The sequence below is a fragment of the Priestia sp. TSO9 genome (assembly GCF_021029645.1).
GTDB classification, from domain to species: domain Bacteria; phylum Bacillota; class Bacilli; order Bacillales; family Bacillaceae_H; genus Priestia; species Priestia megaterium_E.
The window spans coordinates 1,182,584-1,202,089 of sequence record NZ_JAJEKD010000015.1 but is presented as its reverse complement, the minus strand read 5'-3'; the positions used below and the strand labels follow the sequence as shown (position 1 = coordinate 1,202,089).

Sequence of the window (19,506 nt, the reverse complement as noted above, 5' to 3'; positions counted from 1 at the left end):
CCTTTACAAACATTTTACCTATTTGATATTATATTATCTTGTTGAAACATATTCGGAGGTGCTTTATAAAATGGCAGTAAAAATTCGTTTAAAACGTATGGGAGCTAAAAAATCTCCTTTCTATCGTATCGTAGCAGCAGACTCTCGTTCACCACGTGATGGACGTTACATCGAAGTAGTTGGAACTTACAATCCTGTAGTTCAACCAGCTGAAGTTAAAATCGATGAAGAGCTAGCTCTTAAATGGTTACAAAATGGTGCTAAACCATCTGATACAGTTCGTAACCTTTTCTCTAACGAAGGCATCATGGAAAAATTCCATAATGCTAAATTAGGAAAATAATTTCACTCGAGATGACATCACTAATCGAAACAATTGTAAAGCCGCTTGTTGATTACCCAGCTGATGTTAAAGTGGAGGAACAAGAAGATGAACGTCAAGTGACGTACATCCTTACTGTTCACCAAGAAGATGTCGGCAAAGTAATTGGCAAACAAGGCCGCGTTGCAAAAGCGATTCGAACTGTTGTGAATGCAGCAGCATCACAGCAAGGTAAAAAAGTGTATGTGAAAATTCAAGAGTAATCAAAAAGGGAGAGGGATAACCTCGCCCTTTTTTTATGTTATGATAAGATGAACGTTTTGATCACAGTAAGTCTTTTGCGAGCAAGAAGCAGCTATTTCAATATGCATGTAAAAAGCACAAGGTCACTATCTTGAGAGCGGAGGGAACGTTTTGAACATTATTCAAAAAGTGGTTGTGAAACAAGTGTTAACTGAAGCAAGCAAACAAGATCTTGAAAATCGTTTTATAAACCGCAAGCAGGCGCTTGAAAAAGAGATGGAACAGCTGAAATTTCAGTTAAAGCACATGGAAAAAGCCAATAAAGGTTCTTCTTTATTACATAGTCAGTTTGAAAAAGAAAAATCCGCTCGCCTTGAAAAAATTGAAGTGTTGAACTTTCAGCTGACGCAATTAGAAAAGCTTCCTTTAGGGAGCGAACTCGTTGAAACGGAACTGGATGCCTTAGTAGAGGTAAAAATCGGCGATGATTGGGAAAAGATAAAAGAAAGTAAAACAATTATTATAAAAGATAGCAAAGTTGTTGAGATTAGATAGAGGTGAAGAAGCATGGAATGGTTTAAGGTTGGAAAAATTGTGAATACCCACGGTGTAAAAGGAGAAGTTCGTATTGTATCAACTACGGATTTTGCTGATGAGCGCTATGAAAAAGGAAATAAACTTTATATCTTCAAAGAAAAGCAAAGCGAGCCGGTAGAAGTAACGGTAGCAAGCCACCGCAGGCATAAAAATTTTGATCTGCTTACATTCGAAGGCTACCACAACGTAAATGATGTTGAGCAGTATAAAAACTGTGAAGTGAAAATCCCTGAGGAGCAGCTAACGGATTTAGAAGACGGTGAATTCTATTTCCACGAAATTATTGGGTGTACAGTAAAAACAGAAGACGGGGTAGAGGTAGGAACGGTCAAAGAAATTTTAACGCCGGGAGCTAATGATGTGTGGGTTGTTAAAAAAGGCGGAAAAGAAGTTCTTATTCCTTACATCGACGACGTTGTACAATCTATTGATATAGATGAAAAAGAGATTGTTATTACGGTAATGGAAGGGTTATTGGACTAATGAAAATTGATGTACTGTCGCTATTTCCTTCTATGTTTGACGGTGTTTTTGGTGAATCAATTTTGAAAAAAGCACAGGAAAAAAATGCGGTTGAACTGAATGTAGTTAATTTCCGAGAATACTCTACGAACAAACATCAAAATGTGGACGATTATCCTTACGGCGGAGGTGCTGGAATGGTATTGACACCTCAGCCTATTTTTGACGCTGTAGAAAAGCTGACTGAAACAGCTAAGAAGCCCCGGGTAGTTTTGCTTTGTCCCCAGGGCGAACGCTATACGCAGGCAAAAGCAGAAGAGCTAGCAGCGGAAGAGCATTTAATTTTTATTTGCGGTCATTACGAAGGGTATGATGAACGGATTCGTGAGCAGCTGGTAACTGATGAAATTTCAATTGGTGACTATGTATTAACTGGGGGAGAGCTTGGTGCAATGGTTGTGATCGATAGCGTTGTTCGCCTGCTTCCTGATGTGCTTGGCAATAATCATTCAGCTGTACAAGACTCACACAGTACAGGTTTACTAGAGCACCCGCACTATACGCGTCCTGCTGATTTTAGAGGCTTAACAGTTCCTGAAGTACTTATGTCAGGAAATCATAAAAAAATTGAACAGTGGCGCCAAAAAGAGTCTTTAAAGCGCACGTTGCTTCGAAGACCGGATATGCTTGAAAAAATGGAGCTAACGGAAGAGCAAAAGAAACTAGTAGCTCAATTAAAAGAGGAAAACAACCTTTCATAAATCCATAAAATTTATGCATAAACTCTGTTGCATACGGTATAAGAGTGTGCTAAGATAGATTTTGTGGCTTGGGCAGATGTCTGGTCACCTATAACGATGTTCCGCTGCAATGATTGAAAAGCATTGGTATGAGCGTCTGTTGGAAGGAGTTGAAACACGCGATGCAAAAATTAATCGAAGAGATTACAAAAGAACAATTAAAAACAGATCTTCCTACGTTCCGTCCTGGTGATACTGTACGTGTACACGTAAATATCGTTGAGGGTACTCGTGAACGTGTTCAGGTATTTGAAGGTGTTGTTATTAAGCGTCGTGGCGGTGGTATCAGCGAAACATTTACAGTACGTAAGATTTCTTACGGTGTAGGTGTAGAGCGTACATTCCCACTTCATACGCCAAAAATTGCAAAAATCGAAGTAATGCGCCGCGGTAAAGTACGCCGTGCGAAACTTTATTACCTACGTGAATTACGTGGTAAAGCTGCGCGTATTAAAGAAATTCGATAATAGTAAAGGGGAGCTTGTTTATACAAGCTCCTTTTTTCAAATGTTTTTTTAGAACGATTCGTTCTCTGACAGTAAAAAATAGACGTACAAGTCATCATTTTTTTATTCTATTTATTTATTAGGCGTTTCAAACATTATCGTTTAAAATAAAGGTATGACATAAGAGTTGGAGGACTGAAGATGGCTCGAAAGAAAAATGAACTGTGGGAATGGATAAAAGCAATCGCCATTGCCGTACTGTTAGCTGTTGTAATTCGCTATTTCTTGTTTGCACCGATTGTAGTAGATGGACTTTCTATGATGCCTACGCTGCATGACCAAAATCGAATGATTGTAAATAAGTTCTCCTATAAGATTGGTGATCCTGATCGCTTTGATATTATTGTTTTTCATGCTACAGCGGAAAAAGATTACATAAAACGTATTATCGGACTGCCGGGTGATCATATTGAGTATCGAAATGATACGCTATATGTAAATGGAAAAGCTTATAAAGAGCCCTATTTAGATCAGTATAAAAAAGAAGTGATTGACGGTAATTTAACCGAAGACTTTAAACTAGAAGACGTAACGGGTAAAAAGACCGTGCCAGAAGGCTATTTGTTCGTGATGGGAGACAATCGACGCTACAGTAAAGACAGCCGTCAGATTGGCTTTGTGAGCATGGACAAGGTGCTTGGTAAAACGAGTGCCGTATACTGGCCGATTAAAGAAGCGCGTTTTGCAAAGTAAAATATAAAAGGTGAGTAAAATATGACAATTCAATGGTTTCCTGGCCACATGGCCAAGGCCAGAAGACAAGTAACTGAAAAGCTAAAATTGATTGATATTGTATACGAACTGGTTGATGCACGCATTCCGCAATCATCGCGAAATCCAATGATTGATGAGATTATTGTGAACAAGCCGAGAATCGTATTGCTGAATAAAGTGGACAAAGCTGATCCGCGCGTTACTCAGCAGTGGCTAGATTATTATAAACAACAAGGTATTTATGCCTTAGCTATTGACGCACAAGCAGGTAAAGGAATGAAACAAATTGTTTCGTCTTCCAAAGAACTTCTTCAAGAGAAGTTTGACCGCATGCGCGCAAAAGGAGTTAAAAAACCCCGCGCTATCCGAGCGATGATTGTAGGGATTCCTAACGTCGGTAAATCAACGCTGATTAATCGCCTTGCCAGCAAAAAAATCGCCAAGACCGGAGACCGTCCAGGTGTGACGCAAGCACAGCAGTGGATTAAGGTAGGAAATGAGCTAGAGCTACTTGATACGCCAGGTATTTTGTGGCCTAAGTTTGAAGATGAAACAGTTGGATATAAGCTTGCGACAACGGGTGCTATCAAAGATACCATTTTAAATATGCAAGATGTCGCTGTTTATGCGCTGCGCTTCTTAACTAGCCATTACCCAGAACAATTAAAGCAGCGTTATGATTTAAATGAAATCCCAGAAGATATTGTAGAGCTTTTTGATGCAATTGGGTCGCGCCGCGGCTGTTTAATGGGTGGCGGCATGGTGGATTATGATAAAACAGCTGAGCTTGTTCTTCGAGAAATTCGAACGGATAAAATTGGCACCTTTACATTTGATGATCCAAGTGAAGCTGAACAGCAGCTGTAAGCAATACATTGCGAACTGAAACAAAAAACGCCTCTGCCTTTTTAGCATGAGGCGTTTTTTATGTAAAGGTGCCGTATGAAAATGTTGATATAAAGAAGGTGGAGCTAATGAAAAAGAGTATTAAGGAAATAAAAGAAGAACTAAAGCAAGTGAGAAGCCCGGAAGATGCTTTATTTAAGGCATATGCGCAAGATGAGCGTAAAGGTGTGCAGCAGGTTATTATTCAAAAACAAAGGCAATTTGAAGCCGCTGAGCGCTTGAAGAAACAGTTTGATGAAATGATGGCATATGAAAACGAATTATACAATCAAGGAGCAACCTATATTGCCGGAGTAGATGAAGTAGGAAGAGGACCGTTAGCAGGACCGGTAGTAGCTGCTGCTGTTATTTTGCCGCCGGATTTTTTTCTCCCTGGTTTGACGGATTCAAAGAAGTTATCAGAAGCAAAGCGAGAAGCGTTTTATGAAGAAATCTGTAAAAGCGCTGTCGCTATCGGTATAGGTATTATAGACGCAGAGGTCATTGATTCTATTAATATTTATGAAGCAACAAAAAAGGCAATGACTGAAGCAATTGAACTTCTAGCTGTTCAGCCTGATGAACTACTTATTGATGCGATGAAGCTGCCGGTGCCTATTTCGCAGCAGTCAATCATCAAAGGCGATGCTACAAGCATTTCCATTGCTGCAAGTTCTGTTATTGCAAAAGTGACGCGAGATCGAATGATGAAAGAACTTGGTGAACGCTATCCTGCATACGGATTCGAAAAACATATGGGATATGGAACAAAACAACATTTAGAAGCAATCGAACAATATGGAATTTTGCCAGAACACCGCCGATCTTTTGCACCAATAAAAAACCAAGTAAACTAGAACATGATACCCGAGCATATCTCTGCTTTGCATGTTTCACATGCGGGATTTTAGGCTCAAAAAGGATATAGCTTATTTAAGTGGAGATATTGCAGAGGGTGAAATTCGTAAATTATTTTCCTCTCAGTTCGCTTCAGTTGTGAAGGTTGATTTACATGATCAACCGTACGTTTAACGTCCGCAGAGTCTCATTGACCTCATAAGGTATGGTTAAGTACTATCTCCATAAAAATATCAATTTTCTTATTATTTCAATATTTTTCACTAGAATAGTAGACAATTAGACAATTATTTTTATACAATGAAAGCGCAGTCTATTTTGTGCAGTATAGTTTTGTGGTTGATTATGTTAGGAGGATGGGAAATGAATATCCATGAGTATCAAGGAAAAGAACTACTCAGAAAATATGGGGTTGCAGTACCAAACGGTCGAGTAGCTTTTACTGTTGAAGAAGCAGTTGAAGCAGCAAAGGAATTAGGTTCACAAGTATCAGTGGTGAAAGCACAAATCCATGCTGGTGGACGCGGTAAAGCGGGCGGTGTCAAAGTAGCAAAAAACTTAGATGAAGTTCGTACATATGCACAAGATATTTTAGGAAAGACCCTCGTAACACACCAAACAGGCCCTGAAGGAAAAGAAGTTAAGCGCTTGTTAGTTGAAGAGGGATGCGATATTAAGAAAGAATATTACATCGGTTTAGTTCTTGATCGTGCAACGTCTCAAGTTGTATTGATGGGTTCTGAAGAAGGTGGAACTGAAATTGAAGAAGTGGCGGAAAAAACGCCTGAAAAAATCTTTAAAGAATATGTAGATCCTGCGATTGGTTTACAAGCATTCCAAGCTCGCAGACTTGCATTTAATATTAATATTCCAAAAGAACTAGTTGGAAAAGCAGTTAAGTTCATGACAGGTTTATATACAGTATTTGTTGAAAAAGACTGCTCAATTGCAGAGATTAATCCTCTAGTTGTAACAGGTGACGGAGACGTTATGGCATTGGATGCGAAGTTAAACTTTGATTCAAATGCGCTGTATCGTCAAAAAGATATTCTTGAATATCGTGACCTTGAAGAGGAAGATGCTAAAGAAATTGAAGCATCTAAATACGACTTAAGCTACATTTCACTAGATGGTAATATCGGTTGTATGGTAAACGGTGCAGGTTTAGCAATGGCAACGATGGATATTATTAAACATTACGGAGGCGACCCTGCTAACTTCCTGGATGTTGGGGGCGGCGCAACTGCTGAAAAAGTAACAGAAGCATTCAAAATTATTTTATCTGACCAAAATGTAAAAGGTATTTTCGTTAATATTTTCGGCGGGATTATGAAATGTGATGTTATTGCAACAGGTGTTGTTGAAGCAACGAAACAAGTTGGATTAAGCCTTCCATTAGTTGTTCGCTTAGAAGGAACAAACGTTGAACTTGGAAAAGAAATTTTACAAAAATCAGGCTTAAATATCACAGCTGCTGAATCTATGGCAGACGGCGCACAAAAAATCGTTTCACTAGTGAAATAGAAAGGCTGGGGGATAGGAATGAGCGTATTTATTAATCAAGATACAAAAGTAATTGTACAAGGAATTACAGGCGGAGTTGGCCTTTTTCATACACAGCAAATGTTAGAATATGGAACGAAAATTGTTGGTGGCGTAACACCAGGTAAAGGCGGCTTAGAAGTAGAAGGTGTTCCGGTATTTAATACGGTTGCCGAGGCAAAAGAAAAAACAGGCGCAACGGCTTCTGTTGTATACGTTCCGCCAGCATTCGCAGCTGACTCCATTATTGAAGCAGTTGACGCAGATTTAGATTTAGTTATTTGTATTACGGAAGGTATTCCAGTATTAGATATGGTAAAAGTAAAGCGTTATATGGAAGGAAAGCGTACGCGCCTTGTGGGACCTAACTGCCCAGGTGTTATTACACCGGAAGAATGTAAAATTGGAATTATGCCAGGGTACATTCACAAAAAAGGTCATGTAGGTGTAGTTTCACGTTCTGGTACATTAACATATGAAGCTGTTCATCAACTTTCTGAAGCTGGCATTGGCCAATCAACAGCTGTTGGTATCGGTGGTGACCCAGTGAACGGCACGAACTTTATCGATGTATTAAAAGCGTTTAATGAAGATGAAGATACGTATGCAGTAATTATGATTGGTGAAATCGGCGGTACGGCAGAAGAAGAAGCGGCAGAATGGGTAAAAGCAAACATGACAAAACCTGTGGTTGGCTTCATTGGCGGTCAAACAGCACCTCCAGGAAAACGTATGGGCCATGCTGGTGCTATTATTTCAGGTGGTAAAGGGACAGCATCTGAAAAAATTAAAACAATGAATGAGTGCGGTATCCAAGTAGCTGAAACACCATCTGTTATGGGAGAAACACTTATTAAAGTGTTAAAAGAACAAGGCATTTACGAGCAGTGTAAGACTCATTAATAGAAGACATATAGCCTCCTTTGACCGGGGGCTATTTTGTCCATTTAAAAAGGAGATTGTAGAATGTCTGATTTACGGGAAAAATTAATTCATTTAGCACATTGTCCATCTGTTAATTGGAAACAAATTTTTACGCTACTTCAACAGAATTCTTCATTACAAAATCTCTACGAGTACTCTCCATCACAGCTTCAAAAACTATTGACTCTCTCGATTGAACGTGCTAATCAAATAAAAAAAGATTTGCAAACTATTCCAATACGAGATATTCTAGATAAATATGACGCTGAGAATATTCAATGTGTCACCATCCTAGATGATGAATATCCTGAACTTTTGCGCCATATTTATGATCCGCCTTGGGTATTATTTGCAAGAGGAAAGATTTCTCTTCTACACGCTCCAGAAAGCTTAAGCGTTGTAGGAACAAGGAATCCCACTTCATATGGAACTGCAGCTCTGACTCATATTGTTAAGCCGATGCTGCATGAAGAATTTGTCGTTGTAAGTGGACTAGCCTTAGGGATTGACCAGGCTGCTCATGAACTGGCTATCGCTGAAAAAGCTAAAACGATTGCAGTTTTAGGCGGAGGGTTTTATAATATTTACCCAAGAGGAAACCAAAATTTAGCAAGAGAAATTGCGCAGCATCATTTGCTGCTTTCTGAATATGCCCCGTTTATGAAGCCGACAAAATGGTTTTTCCCTCGCAGAAACAGAATCATTAGCGGATTAACAGGAGGCACGTTGGTGGTGCAAGCAAAAGAAAGAAGTGGATCTTTTATTACCGCCGACCAGGCGCTTCAGCAAGGAAGAGAAGTATTTGCCATACCGGGTTCTATTTTTGAAGAAACATCATGTGGAACGAATAAGTTAATCCAATTAGGGGCAAAACTTGTGCAAAGCGCTGCTGATATTACAGATGAAATGATGTATATAAGATGAATGTTTCAAAGTAGTCATATTCTTGCATGGTACGAAATACTAGTGAGATACGTAGTAAAATCGTATGACTTATCTTTTGGACATTTGACAAACAAGAACCAAATATTTAATAATAATGAAGATTTTATTCTACCTCTTGAGGAGGAACAAATAGATGTCTGACTACCTAGTAATTGTAGAATCGCCTGCAAAGGCTAAAACAATTGAACGTTATTTAGGAAAGAAATATAAAGTAAAAGCATCGATGGGACATGTTCGCGATTTACCTAAAAGTCAAATGGGAATTGATATTGAACAGGATTACAATCCGAAATATATTACAATTCGCGGGAAAGGCCCGGTTTTAAAAGAACTAAAAACAGCGGCTAAAAAAGCAAAAAAGATTTACCTAGCAGCCGATCCAGACCGTGAAGGAGAAGCGATTGCATGGCACTTGGCGCACAGTTTGGATGTAGACATTGCATCGGACTGTCGCGTAGTATTTAATGAGATTACAAAAGAAGCGATTAAAGAATCTTTTAAACATCCACGAGCAATTAATATGGATTTAGTAGATGCTCAACAAGCACGCCGTATTCTTGACAGGCTGGTTGGCTACAACATCAGTCCATTGCTGTGGAAAAAAGTAAAAAAAGGATTAAGTGCCGGAAGGGTTCAATCAATTGCAGTGCGTTTAATTATTGATCGTGAAAAAGAAATTGCAAAGTTTATCCCAGAAGAATACTGGACGGTAAAAGCAACTTTTCAAAAAGGGAACGACCAATTTGAAGGCCAGTTGATCGAATATCAAGGAAAAAAAGTAGAGCTATCGAATGAAAATGATGTAACCAACATTGTTAAACAATTAGATGGAAATGAATTTTCAATTTCTAAAGTAACAAAACGTGAGCGAAAGCGTAATGCGGCTCCTTCTTTTACCACGTCTTCATTACAGCAAGAGGCAGCGCGGAAACTGAACTTCCGAGCGAAAAAAACAATGATGATTGCGCAGCAATTATATGAAGGAATTGATTTAGGAAAAGAAGGCACAGTAGGTCTTATCACGTATATGCGTACCGATTCTACTCGTATTTCAGAAACAGCTCAAACGGAAGCTAGAGATTACATTACGAACGCATACGGAAATCAGTTTGTGGCAACGGAAAAGCGTAAAGAAAAGAAAAATTCGAACGCGCAAGATGCCCACGAAGCGATTCGTCCAACTTCAGCTCTTCGTAAACCAGGAGAGGTAAAAGAGTTCTTATCGCGTGATCAGTATCGACTGTATAAGCTAGTATGGGAGCGCTTCGTTGCTAGTCAAATGGCACCTGCAATTATGGATACAATGGCTGTAGATTTGAAAAATGGAGACGTAACATTTAGAGCAAACGGCTCCAAAGTTAAATTTCCAGGCTTTATGAAAGTGTATGTTGAAGGCAATGATGATCAAGTGGAGGAAAAAGAAAATCTTCTTCCAGACTTAGAAGAAGGAGAAGTAGCTTATTCTAAAGACATCGATGAAAAGCAGCACTTCACACAGCCGCCGCCAAGATATACTGAAGCTCGTTTAGTCAAGACATTAGAAGAGCTAGGCATTGGCCGACCGTCTACATATGCTCCAACACTTGACACGATTCAAAAGCGCGGGTACGTAGCGCTCGATAACAAGCGTTTTGTTCCAACAGAACTTGGAGAAATTGTACTAGAGCTTGTATTGGAGTTTTTCCCGGAAATTTTAGATGTAGAGTTTACAGCTAAAATGGAAAACGATTTGGATGAAGTGGAAGATGGTAATGTTCAATGGGTGCGTGTTATTGACGAATTTTACAGTGATTTTGAAAAACGCTTAGAACATGCTGAAAAAGAAATGCGCGAAGTGGAGATTAAAGATGAACCTGCCGGAGAAGATTGCGGGGAATGCGGTTCACCTATGGTATACAAAATGGGACGCTACGGAAAATTTATGGCATGCTCTAATTTCCCTGACTGCCGCAACACAAAGCCAATTGTAAAAGAGATTGGCGTAAAGTGTCCGAAATGTGAAGAAGGAAATATCGTTGAGCGAAAATCGAAGAAAAAGCGTACATTTTATGGCTGTGATCGATTCCCGGGCTGTGACTTCGTATCTTGGGATAAGCCGATTGCAAGAAAATGTCCGAAATGTGAAAATCTGCTTGTGGAGAAGAAACAGAAAAAAGGAACTCAAGTCGTCTGTACAAGTTGTGATTATAAAGAGGAAGCTCAGCAGTAAAAGAGAATGGGATGAATTCCCACACTTTAAATTTAAAAATAGCAGTTATATAAGATGCGGCGACATTGCTTCATGTGCTAAAATGGAAACGTTATTAGCGACATTGAGTAATGTCGCATTTTCTTTGTCCCGTTAAAAAAGGAACAAACCAGTGAATGAATAAGGAAAATGATAGAAAAGATAGAAATGAAGTTGGAGGATTTACAATGAATGAACAAGTAATTAATGTTATCGGAGCAGGTCTTGCTGGAAGTGAAGCAGCTTGGCAAATCGCAAAGCGCGGTTTGAAAGTCCGTCTTTATGAGATGAGACCAGTGAAGCAAACACCTGCTCATCATACGGACAAATTTGCTGAATTAGTATGTAGTAATTCACTGCGTGCGAATACATTAACAAATGCAGTGGGTGTTTTAAAAGAAGAAATGCGATTATTAGACTCTGTAATTATTCGTTCAGCAGACGAATGTGCGGTTCCAGCAGGTGGAGCACTGGCTGTTGATCGTCACGAATTTGCCGCTCGTGTGACGGAAAGTGTTAAAAACCATCCAAACGTAACAGTTGTTAATGAAGAGATTACAGAAATTCCACAAGGACCAACTGTTATTGCAACAGGTCCGTTAACGTCCAAAGATTTATCGGAACAGCTGCGCGCGTTAACAAGTGAAGATTATTTATATTTTTATGATGCGGCTGCACCTATTATTGAAAAAGACAGCATTGATATGGATAAAGTATATCTGAAATCTCGCTATGACAAAGGGGAAGCTGCCTATTTAAACTGTCCGATGACAAAAGAAGAATTCCAGCGTTTTCATGAAGCATTAATCAATGCAGAGACGGTTCCTTTAAAAGAATTTGAGAAAGAAATTTATTTTGAAGGATGTATGCCAATTGAAGTAATGGCTTCACGCGGAGAAAAAACAATGCTCTTTGGACCAATGAAACCAGTTGGGTTAGAAGATCCGAAAACAGGAAAGCGACCTTATGCAGTTGTTCAGCTTCGTCAAGATGATGCAGCAGGTACACTATATAATATCGTAGGTTTCCAAACACATTTAAAATGGGGAGCACAAAAAGAAGTATTGAGCTTAATCCCAGGTTTAGAAAATGCAGAAGTAGTACGCTACGGAGTTATGCATAGAAATACGTTTATTAATTCTCCTAAATTGTTAAAGCCTACGTATCAATATCGTGAGCGTGATGACTTATTCTTTGCTGGACAAATGACGGGAGTAGAAGGATATGTAGAATCAGCGGCGAGCGGACTAATGGCAGGAATGAACGCGGCTCGACTTGTACTTGGTGAAGAATTGGTTGTATTGCCGCAGGAAACAGCGATTGGCAGTATGGCTCACTATATCACACATACAAACGCAAAAAATTTCCAGCCGATGAATGCCAACTTTGGCTTATTCAAAGAATTGGAAGTGCGAATCAAAAACAAACAAGAACGAAATGAAACGCTTGCTAAACGAGCATTGGAAACTATTCAGAATTTTACAACAAAATAATCAAAATTGTTTGCAAGGGCTACTTAATTGTGATAATATTTAGTAGCCCTTGTGAGGTGATAACATTGGAATTTGTTAAAGATGTATTAAATTCCTTTCTAGAATATTTACAAATTGAGAAAAATTATTCAAAATATACAGTTGACTGCTATGAAAAAGACATCTTTATCTTTATGTCTTTTATGCAGGAAGAGCAAATACAAAACCTACAAAGTGTTACATATGCTGATGCAAGGCTGTTTTTAACACGCCTATATGAAAAGCAGTATTCAAAAAGATCGATGTCACGCAAAATTTCTTGTTTGAGAACGTTTTATCGTTACTTAAATAGAGAAGAATTAGTAGAAGATAATCCATTTGCGCTCGTTACCCTTCCTAAAAAGGAAGAGCGAAATCCGCGCTTCCTGTATGAAGAGGAGATTGTGAAATTATTTCAAATGAATGACTTAACAACTCCGTTAGGGCAGCGTAATCAGTCTCTATTAGAATTGCTGTATGCCACCGGAATACGAGTGAGTGAATGTGCATCTATTAAGCTTAGCGATATAGATTTTTCACTTCAAACTTTGCTCGTATATGGCAAAGGAAAAAAACAACGGTACGTGCCATTTGGCTGTTATGCCAAGGACGCTCTTAGAGTATATATAGATAATGGAAGAAAGCTTCTTTTAAAAAAGGCTCCTTCTGATACTCATTCGCTCTTTTTAAATTATAAGGGGACACCGTTGACAGACCGAGGCATACGCTTAGTCATTGATCAGTTAGTAAAGAAGACCGCTGAGAATATACATATTAGTCCACACGTTTTGCGGCATACTTTTGCGACTCATATGTTAAATGAAGGGGCAGATTTACGTACAGTTCAAGAAATGCTAGGTCATGAACATTTATCAACCACTCAAATATACACACATGTGACGAAGGATCGTTTAAAGGCAGTTTATATGAATCACCATCCTCGCGCATAAAAGGAGGAGTTAATTTGTCTACTTTCCATGCTACTACGATTTTTGCGGTTCAGCATAACGGTCAATGTGCCATGTCTGGAGACGGACAAGTAACGTTCGGTAATGCTGTTGTGATGAAACATACTGCTCGAAAAGTAAGACGTCTATTTCAAGGGCAAGTTCTTGCCGGCTTTGCAGGTTCAGTAGCTGATGCATTCACTCTTTTTGAATTATTTGAAACGAAGCTTGAAGAGTATAACGGAAATCTTCAGCGTGCAGCCGTTGAGCTTGCTAAACAATGGAGAAGTGACAAAGTATTGCGAAAGTTAGAAGCAATGCTTATTGTTATGAACAAAGATAACTTACTGTTAGTATCAGGAACGGGTGAAGTTATTGAACCGGACGACGGCATTTTAGCAATTGGATCAGGCGGAAATTATGCTTTATCAGCGGGACGTGCATTAAAACAACATGCAGGCGAACATTTAACAGCTAAAGAAATTGCAAAAGCAGCTTTAGATGTAGCAAGTGAGATATGTGTTTATACAAATGATCATATTATTGTAGAAGAACTGTAGGAAAGGGGATTTTTTTATGAATTCTCATTTAACACCTCGACAAATTGTAGAAAAGCTCGATCAGTATATTATTGGTCAAACGAAGGCAAAGAAAGCGGTCGCTGTGGCGCTGCGAAATCGCTATCGACGCGGTCTGCTAGACGAATCTTTACGTGATGAAGTTGTGCCGAAAAACATTTTAATGATTGGTCCTACAGGTGTGGGTAAAACCGAGATTGCACGCCGCTTAGCTAAGCTTGTCGGTGCACCTTTCATTAAGGTTGAGGCAACAAAATTTACGGAAGTTGGATATGTAGGACGCGATGTAGAATCAATGGTTCGTGATTTAGTTGAAACGTCAGTTCGACTTGTGAAAGAAGAAAAAATGAACGACGTGCGTGATCGCGCAGAAGAAAATGCAAACAAGCGGATAGTGGAGCTTCTTGTTCCAAGCAAAAAGAAGCAGCAATCGTTTAAAAATCCGTTTGAAATGATTTTTTCAAACGGTACACAGTCAAGCGATGCGGATCCTGATCAAGATGAGGAAACGAATATTGCGACGAAGCGCAAGCAGATTGCTCATCAACTTGCTCTAGGAGAGCTTGAAAATCATTATGTCACAATTGAAGTAGAAGAGCAACAGCCTTCTATGTTTGATATGTTACAAGGTTCGGGTATGGAACAAATGGGCATGAACATGCAGGATGCCTTAAGCAATTTTATGCCTAAAAAACAAAAAAAGCGCAAACTTACTGTTAAAGATGCACGAAAAGTATTAACAAATGAAGAAGCGCAAAAATTGATTGATATGGATGAAGTGACGCAAGAAGCTGTGAATCGTGCAGAACAATACGGAATTATTTTCATTGACGAAATTGATAAAATTGCTCAGAAAAGTGGTAATTCATCTTCCGCTGATGTTTCACGTGAAGGCGTGCAGCGAGATATTTTACCAATTGTAGAAGGGTCAACGATTGTTACAAAATATGGCGCAGTCAAAACTGATCATGTTTTATTTGTAGCAGCCGGTGCTTTCCATGTATCAAAACCGTCGGATTTAATTCCAGAATTGCAGGGGCGATTCCCAATTCGCGTTGAATTAACGAAGCTAACCGTTGAAGATTTTATAAACATTTTAGTAGAGCCAGATAATGCGTTATTAAAGCAATATGCGGCATTATTGGAAACTGAAGGTATACAAATTGAATTTTCTGACGATGCTATACGTAAGATTGCAGAAATTGCATATCAGGTAAATCAAGATACAGATAATATTGGTGCAAGAAGGCTTCATACGATTTTAGAACGTTTGCTAGAGGATTTATCGTTTGAAGCACCGGAAGTAACATTAGAGAAAATTGTGATTACTCCGCAGTACGTGGAAGAAAAATTAGAAAAAATCGCTAAAAACAAAGATTTGAGTCAATTTATTTTATAGAACTGAAATCGCAGGAGGAAGAGTACTAATGGATTTATTAGGGAAAACTAGAAAGATTAATGCAATGCTACAAAAAGCAGCTGGTAAACCAGTAAACTTTAAAGAAATGGCTGAAACACTTTGCGAAGTGATCGAATCAAACGTATTCGTAGTAAGCCGTCGCGGTAAATTATTAGGAATCGCTGTTAAGCAGCAAATTGAGAATGCGCGTATGAAAGATATGTTAGAAGCACGCCAGTTTCCAGAAGAATATACTCAAAGCCTATTTAACATTCAAGAAACATCTTCTAACTTAAACATTGAAAGTCAATATACAGCTTTCCCAGTTGAAAATAAAGACTTATTTGATGCAGGACTAACAACAATCGTTCCAATTATCGGAGGCGGAGAGCGTCTAGGTACGCTTGTACTATCTCGTTTAGACCGTCAGTTCGAAGACGATGATTTAATCCTTGCTGAATACGGTGCAACGGTAGTAGGTATGGAAATTCTTCGTGAAAAAGCAGAAGAGATTGAAGAAGAAGCGCGTAGCAAAGCTGTTGTACAAATGGCAATTAGCTCATTATCATATAGTGAGTTAGAAGCTATTGAGCATATCTTTGAAGAGTTAAATGGAAATGAAGGACTATTAGTCGCAAGTAAAATTGCTGACCGCGTTGGAATTACACGTTCAGTAATCGTAAATGCGCTACGTAAATTAGAAAGTGCTGGCGTTATCGAATCACGTTCTTTAGGAATGAAAGGAACTTACATTAAAGTTCTTAACAACAAATTCTTAGTAGAGCTTGAAAAATTAAAATCTAACTAAGTTTATGAACCAAAAAGCACACGGGCTTTGCCCGTGTGCTTTTTTTATATGCTCTCAGTACGAAAAGATTCGCTCTGGGTTAAGAGGATTCGTTCACTATTTTTATAAATCTTTAACAAACTTCATATAAAAATCTAAAAATTATATTATAGAATTTTTAAATAGTAAAAAGATACTAGTTGATTACAAATCGTTACTTTTATTACATATTGTTCAGGACTTATGATACAAATTTTGATTTTGAACTTAAAAAATAGAGCTAAAGTATAGGGTTGATGTTAAAATATGTTGGGAAAACGAATGAAAATTTTGGTTTATAGTCCAAAAGTTCTTAAAAAAGGATAGACATTGCATGAAGTTTTTCTTACAATAAGTTCTATGGTACTAAAGTCGAAATTTGTCTCATTTTTGAGAAAAATAGAATAGATAAGCAGGTGTAAGAATTGAGTTTGTTTTCAACTACTTTTCAAACAATTGAAAATGGAATTAGCTACGCGTCACAAAAGCAGCAGACGATTGCACAAAATATCGCAAACGTTGATACCCCAAATTATAAATCGAAAACAGTATCGCGTACGAGTGAATTTCGAGATTTATTACATAACGAGTTAGAAGCATATCAGACTGATTCAAAACATATCCCATTTTCCGGTTCATCCCAGCGAGTGATTACCCAGCAGCGAAACACTTCCTATCAAGCAAACGGAAACAATGTGGATATGGATAAAGAGATGGCGGATATGGCTGAAAATCAAATTTACTATGAGGCGCTAGTAGATCGTTTAAATGGAAAATTTAATTCTCTTCAAACAGTCATTAGAGGAGGTAAATAAGTTTGACTATTTTTCAAAATATGAATATTACATCTTCAGCTTTAACTGCCAATCGTTTAAGGATGGACGTTGTTTCATCTAATATGGCGAATGCTGAAACGACAAGAGGGACGTACGTTAATGGTGAGTGGCAGCCTTACAAAAGAAAAATGGTTGTCATGCAGTCTGATCGTTCGCCTTCTTTTTCGTCCCTCTTACACTCCGAAATCAATAAAAGTCAAAACAATGGTGTAAAAGTCACAGATATCGCAGAAGATAATACTCCTTTTAATTTAGTATATAACCCGACGCATCCAGATGCGAATGACCAAGGGTACGTGCAGATGCCGAACGTAGATCCTTTAAAGGAAATGACGGATTTAATTAGTGCTACTCGATCTTACGAAGCAAACGTGACGGTCTTTAATACAAACAAAAGTATATTAACAAAGACGTTAGAAATTGGGAAATAAAGGAGCGATAAAATGATTAATGGTATCAGCAATCAAATAGCAATGGCAAAAACAGCAGCTTCTACTAGCACTGGACAAACAACTCAACAGTTTTCAACGTTTTTAAAAGACTCAATCAATGAGTTAAACAATACTCAACGCGCTTCGGATATAGCGACTGAAAAGCTTGCTAAAGGAGAAAACGTCGAACTCCAAGATGTAATGATTACTGCTCAAAAAGCAAGTATTACGATGCAAACGGCTCTTGAAATACGCAATAAAGCTGTTGAAGCCTATCAGGAAATGATGAGAATGCAAATGTAATTGAGCGGTTATTAAACAAAATGAAAATAGTAATAACCGGAGGAATACCATGAATGAAAGAATAGCTCTTTATCGAGATAAGATGAAAGTCTTTTGGAATAACCGCAAAAAAGGACAGAAAATAGCCCTTATCGCTGCTCCTCTTGCGGCTATTCTAGTCATTAGTTTAGCATCTGTTTTTTTAAACAAGGATAAATTTGTCCCTCTTTATAGCAATCTATCGGCTCAGGAAACAGGACAAATCAAAGCAGAGCTTGATGCTAGAAGCGTTCCTTCAGAAATCTCTGATAACGGAACAACCATTTCGGTGCCTGAACAAAGCGTTGACTCGCTAAAAGTTGATTTAGCTGCACAAGGAATTCCTGATAGCGGAAGTATCGACTATTCATTTTTTGGGAAAAATGCGAGCTTTGGTATGACAGATAATGAATTTGATGTGTTAAAACTCGATGCGATGCAAACTGAATTGGCTAACTTAATGAAAAACATTCAAGGAGTCAACGATGCAAAAGTGATGGTTACCCTTCCAAATGAAAGCGTATGGGCGAATGAAAAGCAGGGAGAAGCATCAGCATCGATTGTGCTTAATACAAAGGCTGGTTATAAATTTGATGATCAGCAAATTAAATCTCTTTATCATTTAGTATCCAAAAGTGTGCCAAACCTTCCTACAGATAATATCGTCATCATGAACCAATATTTTGAGTACTTTGATTTAAAAGGTAACGAAACGAATTCAGCTTCTAGCTCATTTGCTTCGCAGAACGAAGCGAAAAAAGAAGTTGAGCGAGATATTCAGCGTCAAGTACAGCAAATGCTAGGAAGACTGGTCGGTCAAGACAAAGTAATGGTCTCTGTTACAGCAGATCTTGATTTTACACAGCAAAATCGCGAAGAAAAGCTAGTAGAGCCTGTTGATAAAGATAATATGCAAGGAATTGCCGTTAGCGCTGAAAAAATCAATGAAACATTTTCTGGTAAAAATGCTCAAGATGGAGGCGTTGCTGGAACAGGAGAAGAAGATACAACAAATTACTCATCCAGTACAACAAGTGGAGACGGAGACTACGAAAAAAACGAAGAACGAATTAATTATGAAGTGAACCGAATTCATAAAGAAATCGTCGAAAGTCCATACAAAATTCAAGACCTTGGCATTCAAGTAATGATAGATCCGTCCAATGCAAAAGGGAAATCACAAGTTTCCGATACGCTTGAGTCAGATGTTCAAAAAATGTTAGGTACAATTGTCCGTACTTCTATTTCAAAAGATGCAAATACGAAAGCTCTCTCGGATAACGCGGTCAGCGATAAGATTACCGTTTCCGTTCAGCCGTTTAATGGACAAGAAACAGCTGACAACACAGCAAGTTCAATTCCATTGTGGATGTATATAATCGGAGGTGCACTGCTGCTTATTATTGTTGTTCTTATTGTGCTGTTGGTTAGGAAAAGACGTCAAGACTTAGATGAAGAGGAATATGATGAAGAGTATGATGAAACTTTTGAAGCATATGAAGCGGCACAAAAAGCCCCTGTTTTAAGTGCTGAACAGCAAACAAAAAGCAATCTTGAAACGTTAGCGAAGCAAGACCCGGAAGAGTTTGCAAAACTGCTGCGAACATGGATTAGTGAGGATTAGGAGGAAAG

22 protein-coding genes are annotated in these 19,506 nt (G+C 38.5%); all 22 read left to right on the top strand.

Annotated elements, in window-relative coordinates; genetic code table 11:
* Positions 1–70 precede the first annotated feature (70 nt).
* The 22 genes from rpsP (at position 71) to fliF (ending at position 19,498) form a co-directional block, all read left to right on the top strand.
* The gene (gene rpsP / locus LJC66_RS21395; protein WP_013058899.1) at positions 71–343 is read left to right on the top strand and encodes a 30S ribosomal protein S16; all 273 of its coding nucleotides are present in this window, start codon (positions 71–73) and stop codon (positions 341–343) included.
* Positions 344–354: 11 nt separating this feature from the next.
* On the top strand, positions 355–585 hold the full coding sequence (locus LJC66_RS21390; RefSeq protein ID WP_013058898.1) for a KH domain-containing protein: 231 nt from the start codon (positions 355–357) through the stop codon (positions 583–585).
* A gap of 151 nt (positions 586–736) precedes the next feature.
* Positions 737–1,120, top strand: coding sequence for a YlqD family protein (locus tag LJC66_RS21385; protein WP_013058897.1), 384 nt, complete (start codon positions 737–739; stop codon positions 1,118–1,120).
* 12 nt (positions 1,121–1,132) lie between these two features.
* Positions 1,133–1,645: a ribosome maturation factor RimM gene (rimM, locus tag LJC66_RS21380; protein ID WP_028410799.1), complete on the top strand. Its 513-nt coding sequence runs from the start codon at positions 1,133–1,135 to the stop codon at positions 1,643–1,645.
* Positions 1,645–2,385: a tRNA (guanosine(37)-N1)-methyltransferase TrmD gene (trmD, locus tag LJC66_RS21375; RefSeq protein ID WP_014458419.1), complete on the top strand. Its 741-nt coding sequence runs from the start codon at positions 1,645–1,647 to the stop codon at positions 2,383–2,385. Before rimM ends, trmD begins: the two co-directional genes overlap by 1 nt.
* Before the next feature lie 161 nt (positions 2,386–2,546).
* The gene (gene rplS / locus LJC66_RS21370; protein WP_013084808.1) at positions 2,547–2,891 is read left to right on the top strand and encodes a 50S ribosomal protein L19; all 345 of its coding nucleotides are present in this window, start codon (positions 2,547–2,549) and stop codon (positions 2,889–2,891) included.
* A 180-nt stretch (positions 2,892–3,071) separates the two neighbouring features.
* Positions 3,072–3,623 (top strand): signal peptidase I, encoded by a 552-nt coding sequence (lepB, locus tag LJC66_RS21365; RefSeq protein ID WP_013058893.1) that lies wholly within the window; start codon positions 3,072–3,074, stop codon positions 3,621–3,623.
* A 21-nt stretch (positions 3,624–3,644) separates the two neighbouring features.
* Positions 3,645–4,511 (top strand): ribosome biogenesis GTPase YlqF, encoded by an 867-nt coding sequence (gene ylqF / locus LJC66_RS21360; protein WP_050689651.1) that lies wholly within the window; start codon positions 3,645–3,647, stop codon positions 4,509–4,511.
* 107 nt (positions 4,512–4,618) lie between these two features.
* Positions 4,619–5,386 (top strand): ribonuclease HII, encoded by a 768-nt coding sequence (locus LJC66_RS21355; RefSeq protein ID WP_043976467.1) that lies wholly within the window; start codon positions 4,619–4,621, stop codon positions 5,384–5,386.
* Between the two features lie 364 nt (positions 5,387–5,750).
* Positions 5,751–6,911, top strand: a complete 1,161-nt coding sequence (sucC, locus tag LJC66_RS21350; protein ID WP_013058890.1) for an ADP-forming succinate--CoA ligase subunit beta — start codon at positions 5,751–5,753, stop codon at positions 6,909–6,911.
* A gap of 18 nt (positions 6,912–6,929) precedes the next feature.
* Entirely contained in the window at positions 6,930–7,832 is a 903-nt protein-coding gene (sucD, locus tag LJC66_RS21345) for a succinate--CoA ligase subunit alpha (RefSeq protein ID WP_013058889.1), read from the top strand.
* Between the two features lie 63 nt (positions 7,833–7,895).
* Positions 7,896–8,777, top strand: a complete 882-nt coding sequence (gene dprA, locus LJC66_RS21340) for a DNA-processing protein DprA (RefSeq protein WP_230933507.1) — start codon at positions 7,896–7,898, stop codon at positions 8,775–8,777.
* Between the two features lie 154 nt (positions 8,778–8,931).
* The gene (gene topA / locus LJC66_RS21335) at positions 8,932–11,007 is read left to right on the top strand and encodes a type I DNA topoisomerase (RefSeq protein ID WP_028410804.1); all 2,076 of its coding nucleotides are present in this window, start codon (positions 8,932–8,934) and stop codon (positions 11,005–11,007) included.
* 206 nt (positions 11,008–11,213) lie between these two features.
* Positions 11,214–12,518 (top strand): FADH(2)-oxidizing methylenetetrahydrofolate--tRNA-(uracil(54)-C(5))-methyltransferase TrmFO, encoded by a 1,305-nt coding sequence (trmFO, locus tag LJC66_RS21330; RefSeq protein ID WP_028410805.1) that lies wholly within the window; start codon positions 11,214–11,216, stop codon positions 12,516–12,518.
* A gap of 65 nt (positions 12,519–12,583) precedes the next feature.
* Positions 12,584–13,486, top strand: coding sequence for a tyrosine recombinase XerC (gene xerC, locus LJC66_RS21325; protein WP_230933506.1), 903 nt, complete (start codon positions 12,584–12,586; stop codon positions 13,484–13,486).
* Between the two features lie 14 nt (positions 13,487–13,500).
* Positions 13,501–14,043 (top strand): ATP-dependent protease subunit HslV, encoded by a 543-nt coding sequence (gene hslV, locus LJC66_RS21320; RefSeq protein WP_013058884.1) that lies wholly within the window; start codon positions 13,501–13,503, stop codon positions 14,041–14,043.
* Between the two features lie 16 nt (positions 14,044–14,059).
* Positions 14,060–15,460 (top strand): ATP-dependent protease ATPase subunit HslU, encoded by a 1,401-nt coding sequence (hslU, locus tag LJC66_RS21315; protein WP_050689649.1) that lies wholly within the window; start codon positions 14,060–14,062, stop codon positions 15,458–15,460.
* Positions 15,461–15,488: 28 nt separating this feature from the next.
* The gene (gene codY, locus LJC66_RS21310) at positions 15,489–16,268 is read left to right on the top strand and encodes a GTP-sensing pleiotropic transcriptional regulator CodY (protein WP_013058882.1); all 780 of its coding nucleotides are present in this window, start codon (positions 15,489–15,491) and stop codon (positions 16,266–16,268) included.
* 443 nt (positions 16,269–16,711) lie between these two features.
* Positions 16,712–17,101 (top strand): flagellar basal body rod protein FlgB, encoded by a 390-nt coding sequence (flgB, locus tag LJC66_RS21305; RefSeq protein WP_028410807.1) that lies wholly within the window; start codon positions 16,712–16,714, stop codon positions 17,099–17,101.
* A gap of 2 nt (positions 17,102–17,103) precedes the next feature.
* A complete protein-coding gene (gene flgC, locus LJC66_RS21300; protein ID WP_028410808.1) occupies positions 17,104–17,553 on the top strand; it encodes a flagellar basal body rod protein FlgC in 450 nt (149 codons plus the stop codon).
* Positions 17,554–17,565: 12 nt separating this feature from the next.
* Entirely contained in the window at positions 17,566–17,856 is a 291-nt protein-coding gene (fliE, locus tag LJC66_RS21295) for a flagellar hook-basal body complex protein FliE (RefSeq protein WP_050689647.1), read from the top strand.
* Positions 17,857–17,905: 49 nt separating this feature from the next.
* Complete coding sequence (fliF, locus tag LJC66_RS21290; RefSeq protein ID WP_230933505.1) at positions 17,906–19,498, top strand: flagellar basal-body MS-ring/collar protein FliF; 1,593 nt, start codon at positions 17,906–17,908, stop codon at positions 19,496–19,498.
* Positions 19,499–19,506: the final 8 nt, after the last annotated feature.

Coding starts and splice junctions, on each gene's coding strand:
- rpsP (WP_013058899.1), top strand. CDS start 71: ATGGCAGTAAAAATTCGTTTAAAACGTATGGGAGCTAAAAAATCTCCT.
- LJC66_RS21390 (WP_013058898.1), top strand. CDS start 355: ATGACATCACTAATCGAAACAATTGTAAAGCCGCTTGTTGATTACCCA.
- rimM (WP_028410799.1), top strand. CDS start 1,133: ATGGAATGGTTTAAGGTTGGAAAAATTGTGAATACCCACGGTGTAAAA.
- trmD (WP_014458419.1), top strand. CDS start 1,645: ATGAAAATTGATGTACTGTCGCTATTTCCTTCTATGTTTGACGGTGTT.
- rplS (WP_013084808.1), top strand. CDS start 2,547: ATGCAAAAATTAATCGAAGAGATTACAAAAGAACAATTAAAAACAGAT.
- lepB (WP_013058893.1), top strand. CDS start 3,072: ATGGCTCGAAAGAAAAATGAACTGTGGGAATGGATAAAAGCAATCGCC.
- ylqF (WP_050689651.1), top strand. CDS start 3,645: ATGACAATTCAATGGTTTCCTGGCCACATGGCCAAGGCCAGAAGACAA.
- LJC66_RS21355 (WP_043976467.1), top strand. CDS start 4,619: ATGAAAAAGAGTATTAAGGAAATAAAAGAAGAACTAAAGCAAGTGAGA.
- sucC (WP_013058890.1), top strand. CDS start 5,751: ATGAATATCCATGAGTATCAAGGAAAAGAACTACTCAGAAAATATGGG.
- sucD (WP_013058889.1), top strand. CDS start 6,930: ATGAGCGTATTTATTAATCAAGATACAAAAGTAATTGTACAAGGAATT.
- dprA (WP_230933507.1), top strand. CDS start 7,896: ATGTCTGATTTACGGGAAAAATTAATTCATTTAGCACATTGTCCATCT.
- topA (WP_028410804.1), top strand. CDS start 8,932: ATGTCTGACTACCTAGTAATTGTAGAATCGCCTGCAAAGGCTAAAACA.
- trmFO (WP_028410805.1), top strand. CDS start 11,214: ATGAATGAACAAGTAATTAATGTTATCGGAGCAGGTCTTGCTGGAAGT.
- hslU (WP_050689649.1), top strand. CDS start 14,060: ATGAATTCTCATTTAACACCTCGACAAATTGTAGAAAAGCTCGATCAG.
- codY (WP_013058882.1), top strand. CDS start 15,489: ATGGATTTATTAGGGAAAACTAGAAAGATTAATGCAATGCTACAAAAA.
- fliE (WP_050689647.1), top strand. CDS start 17,566: ATGATTAATGGTATCAGCAATCAAATAGCAATGGCAAAAACAGCAGCT.
- fliF (WP_230933505.1), top strand. CDS start 17,906: ATGAATGAAAGAATAGCTCTTTATCGAGATAAGATGAAAGTCTTTTGG.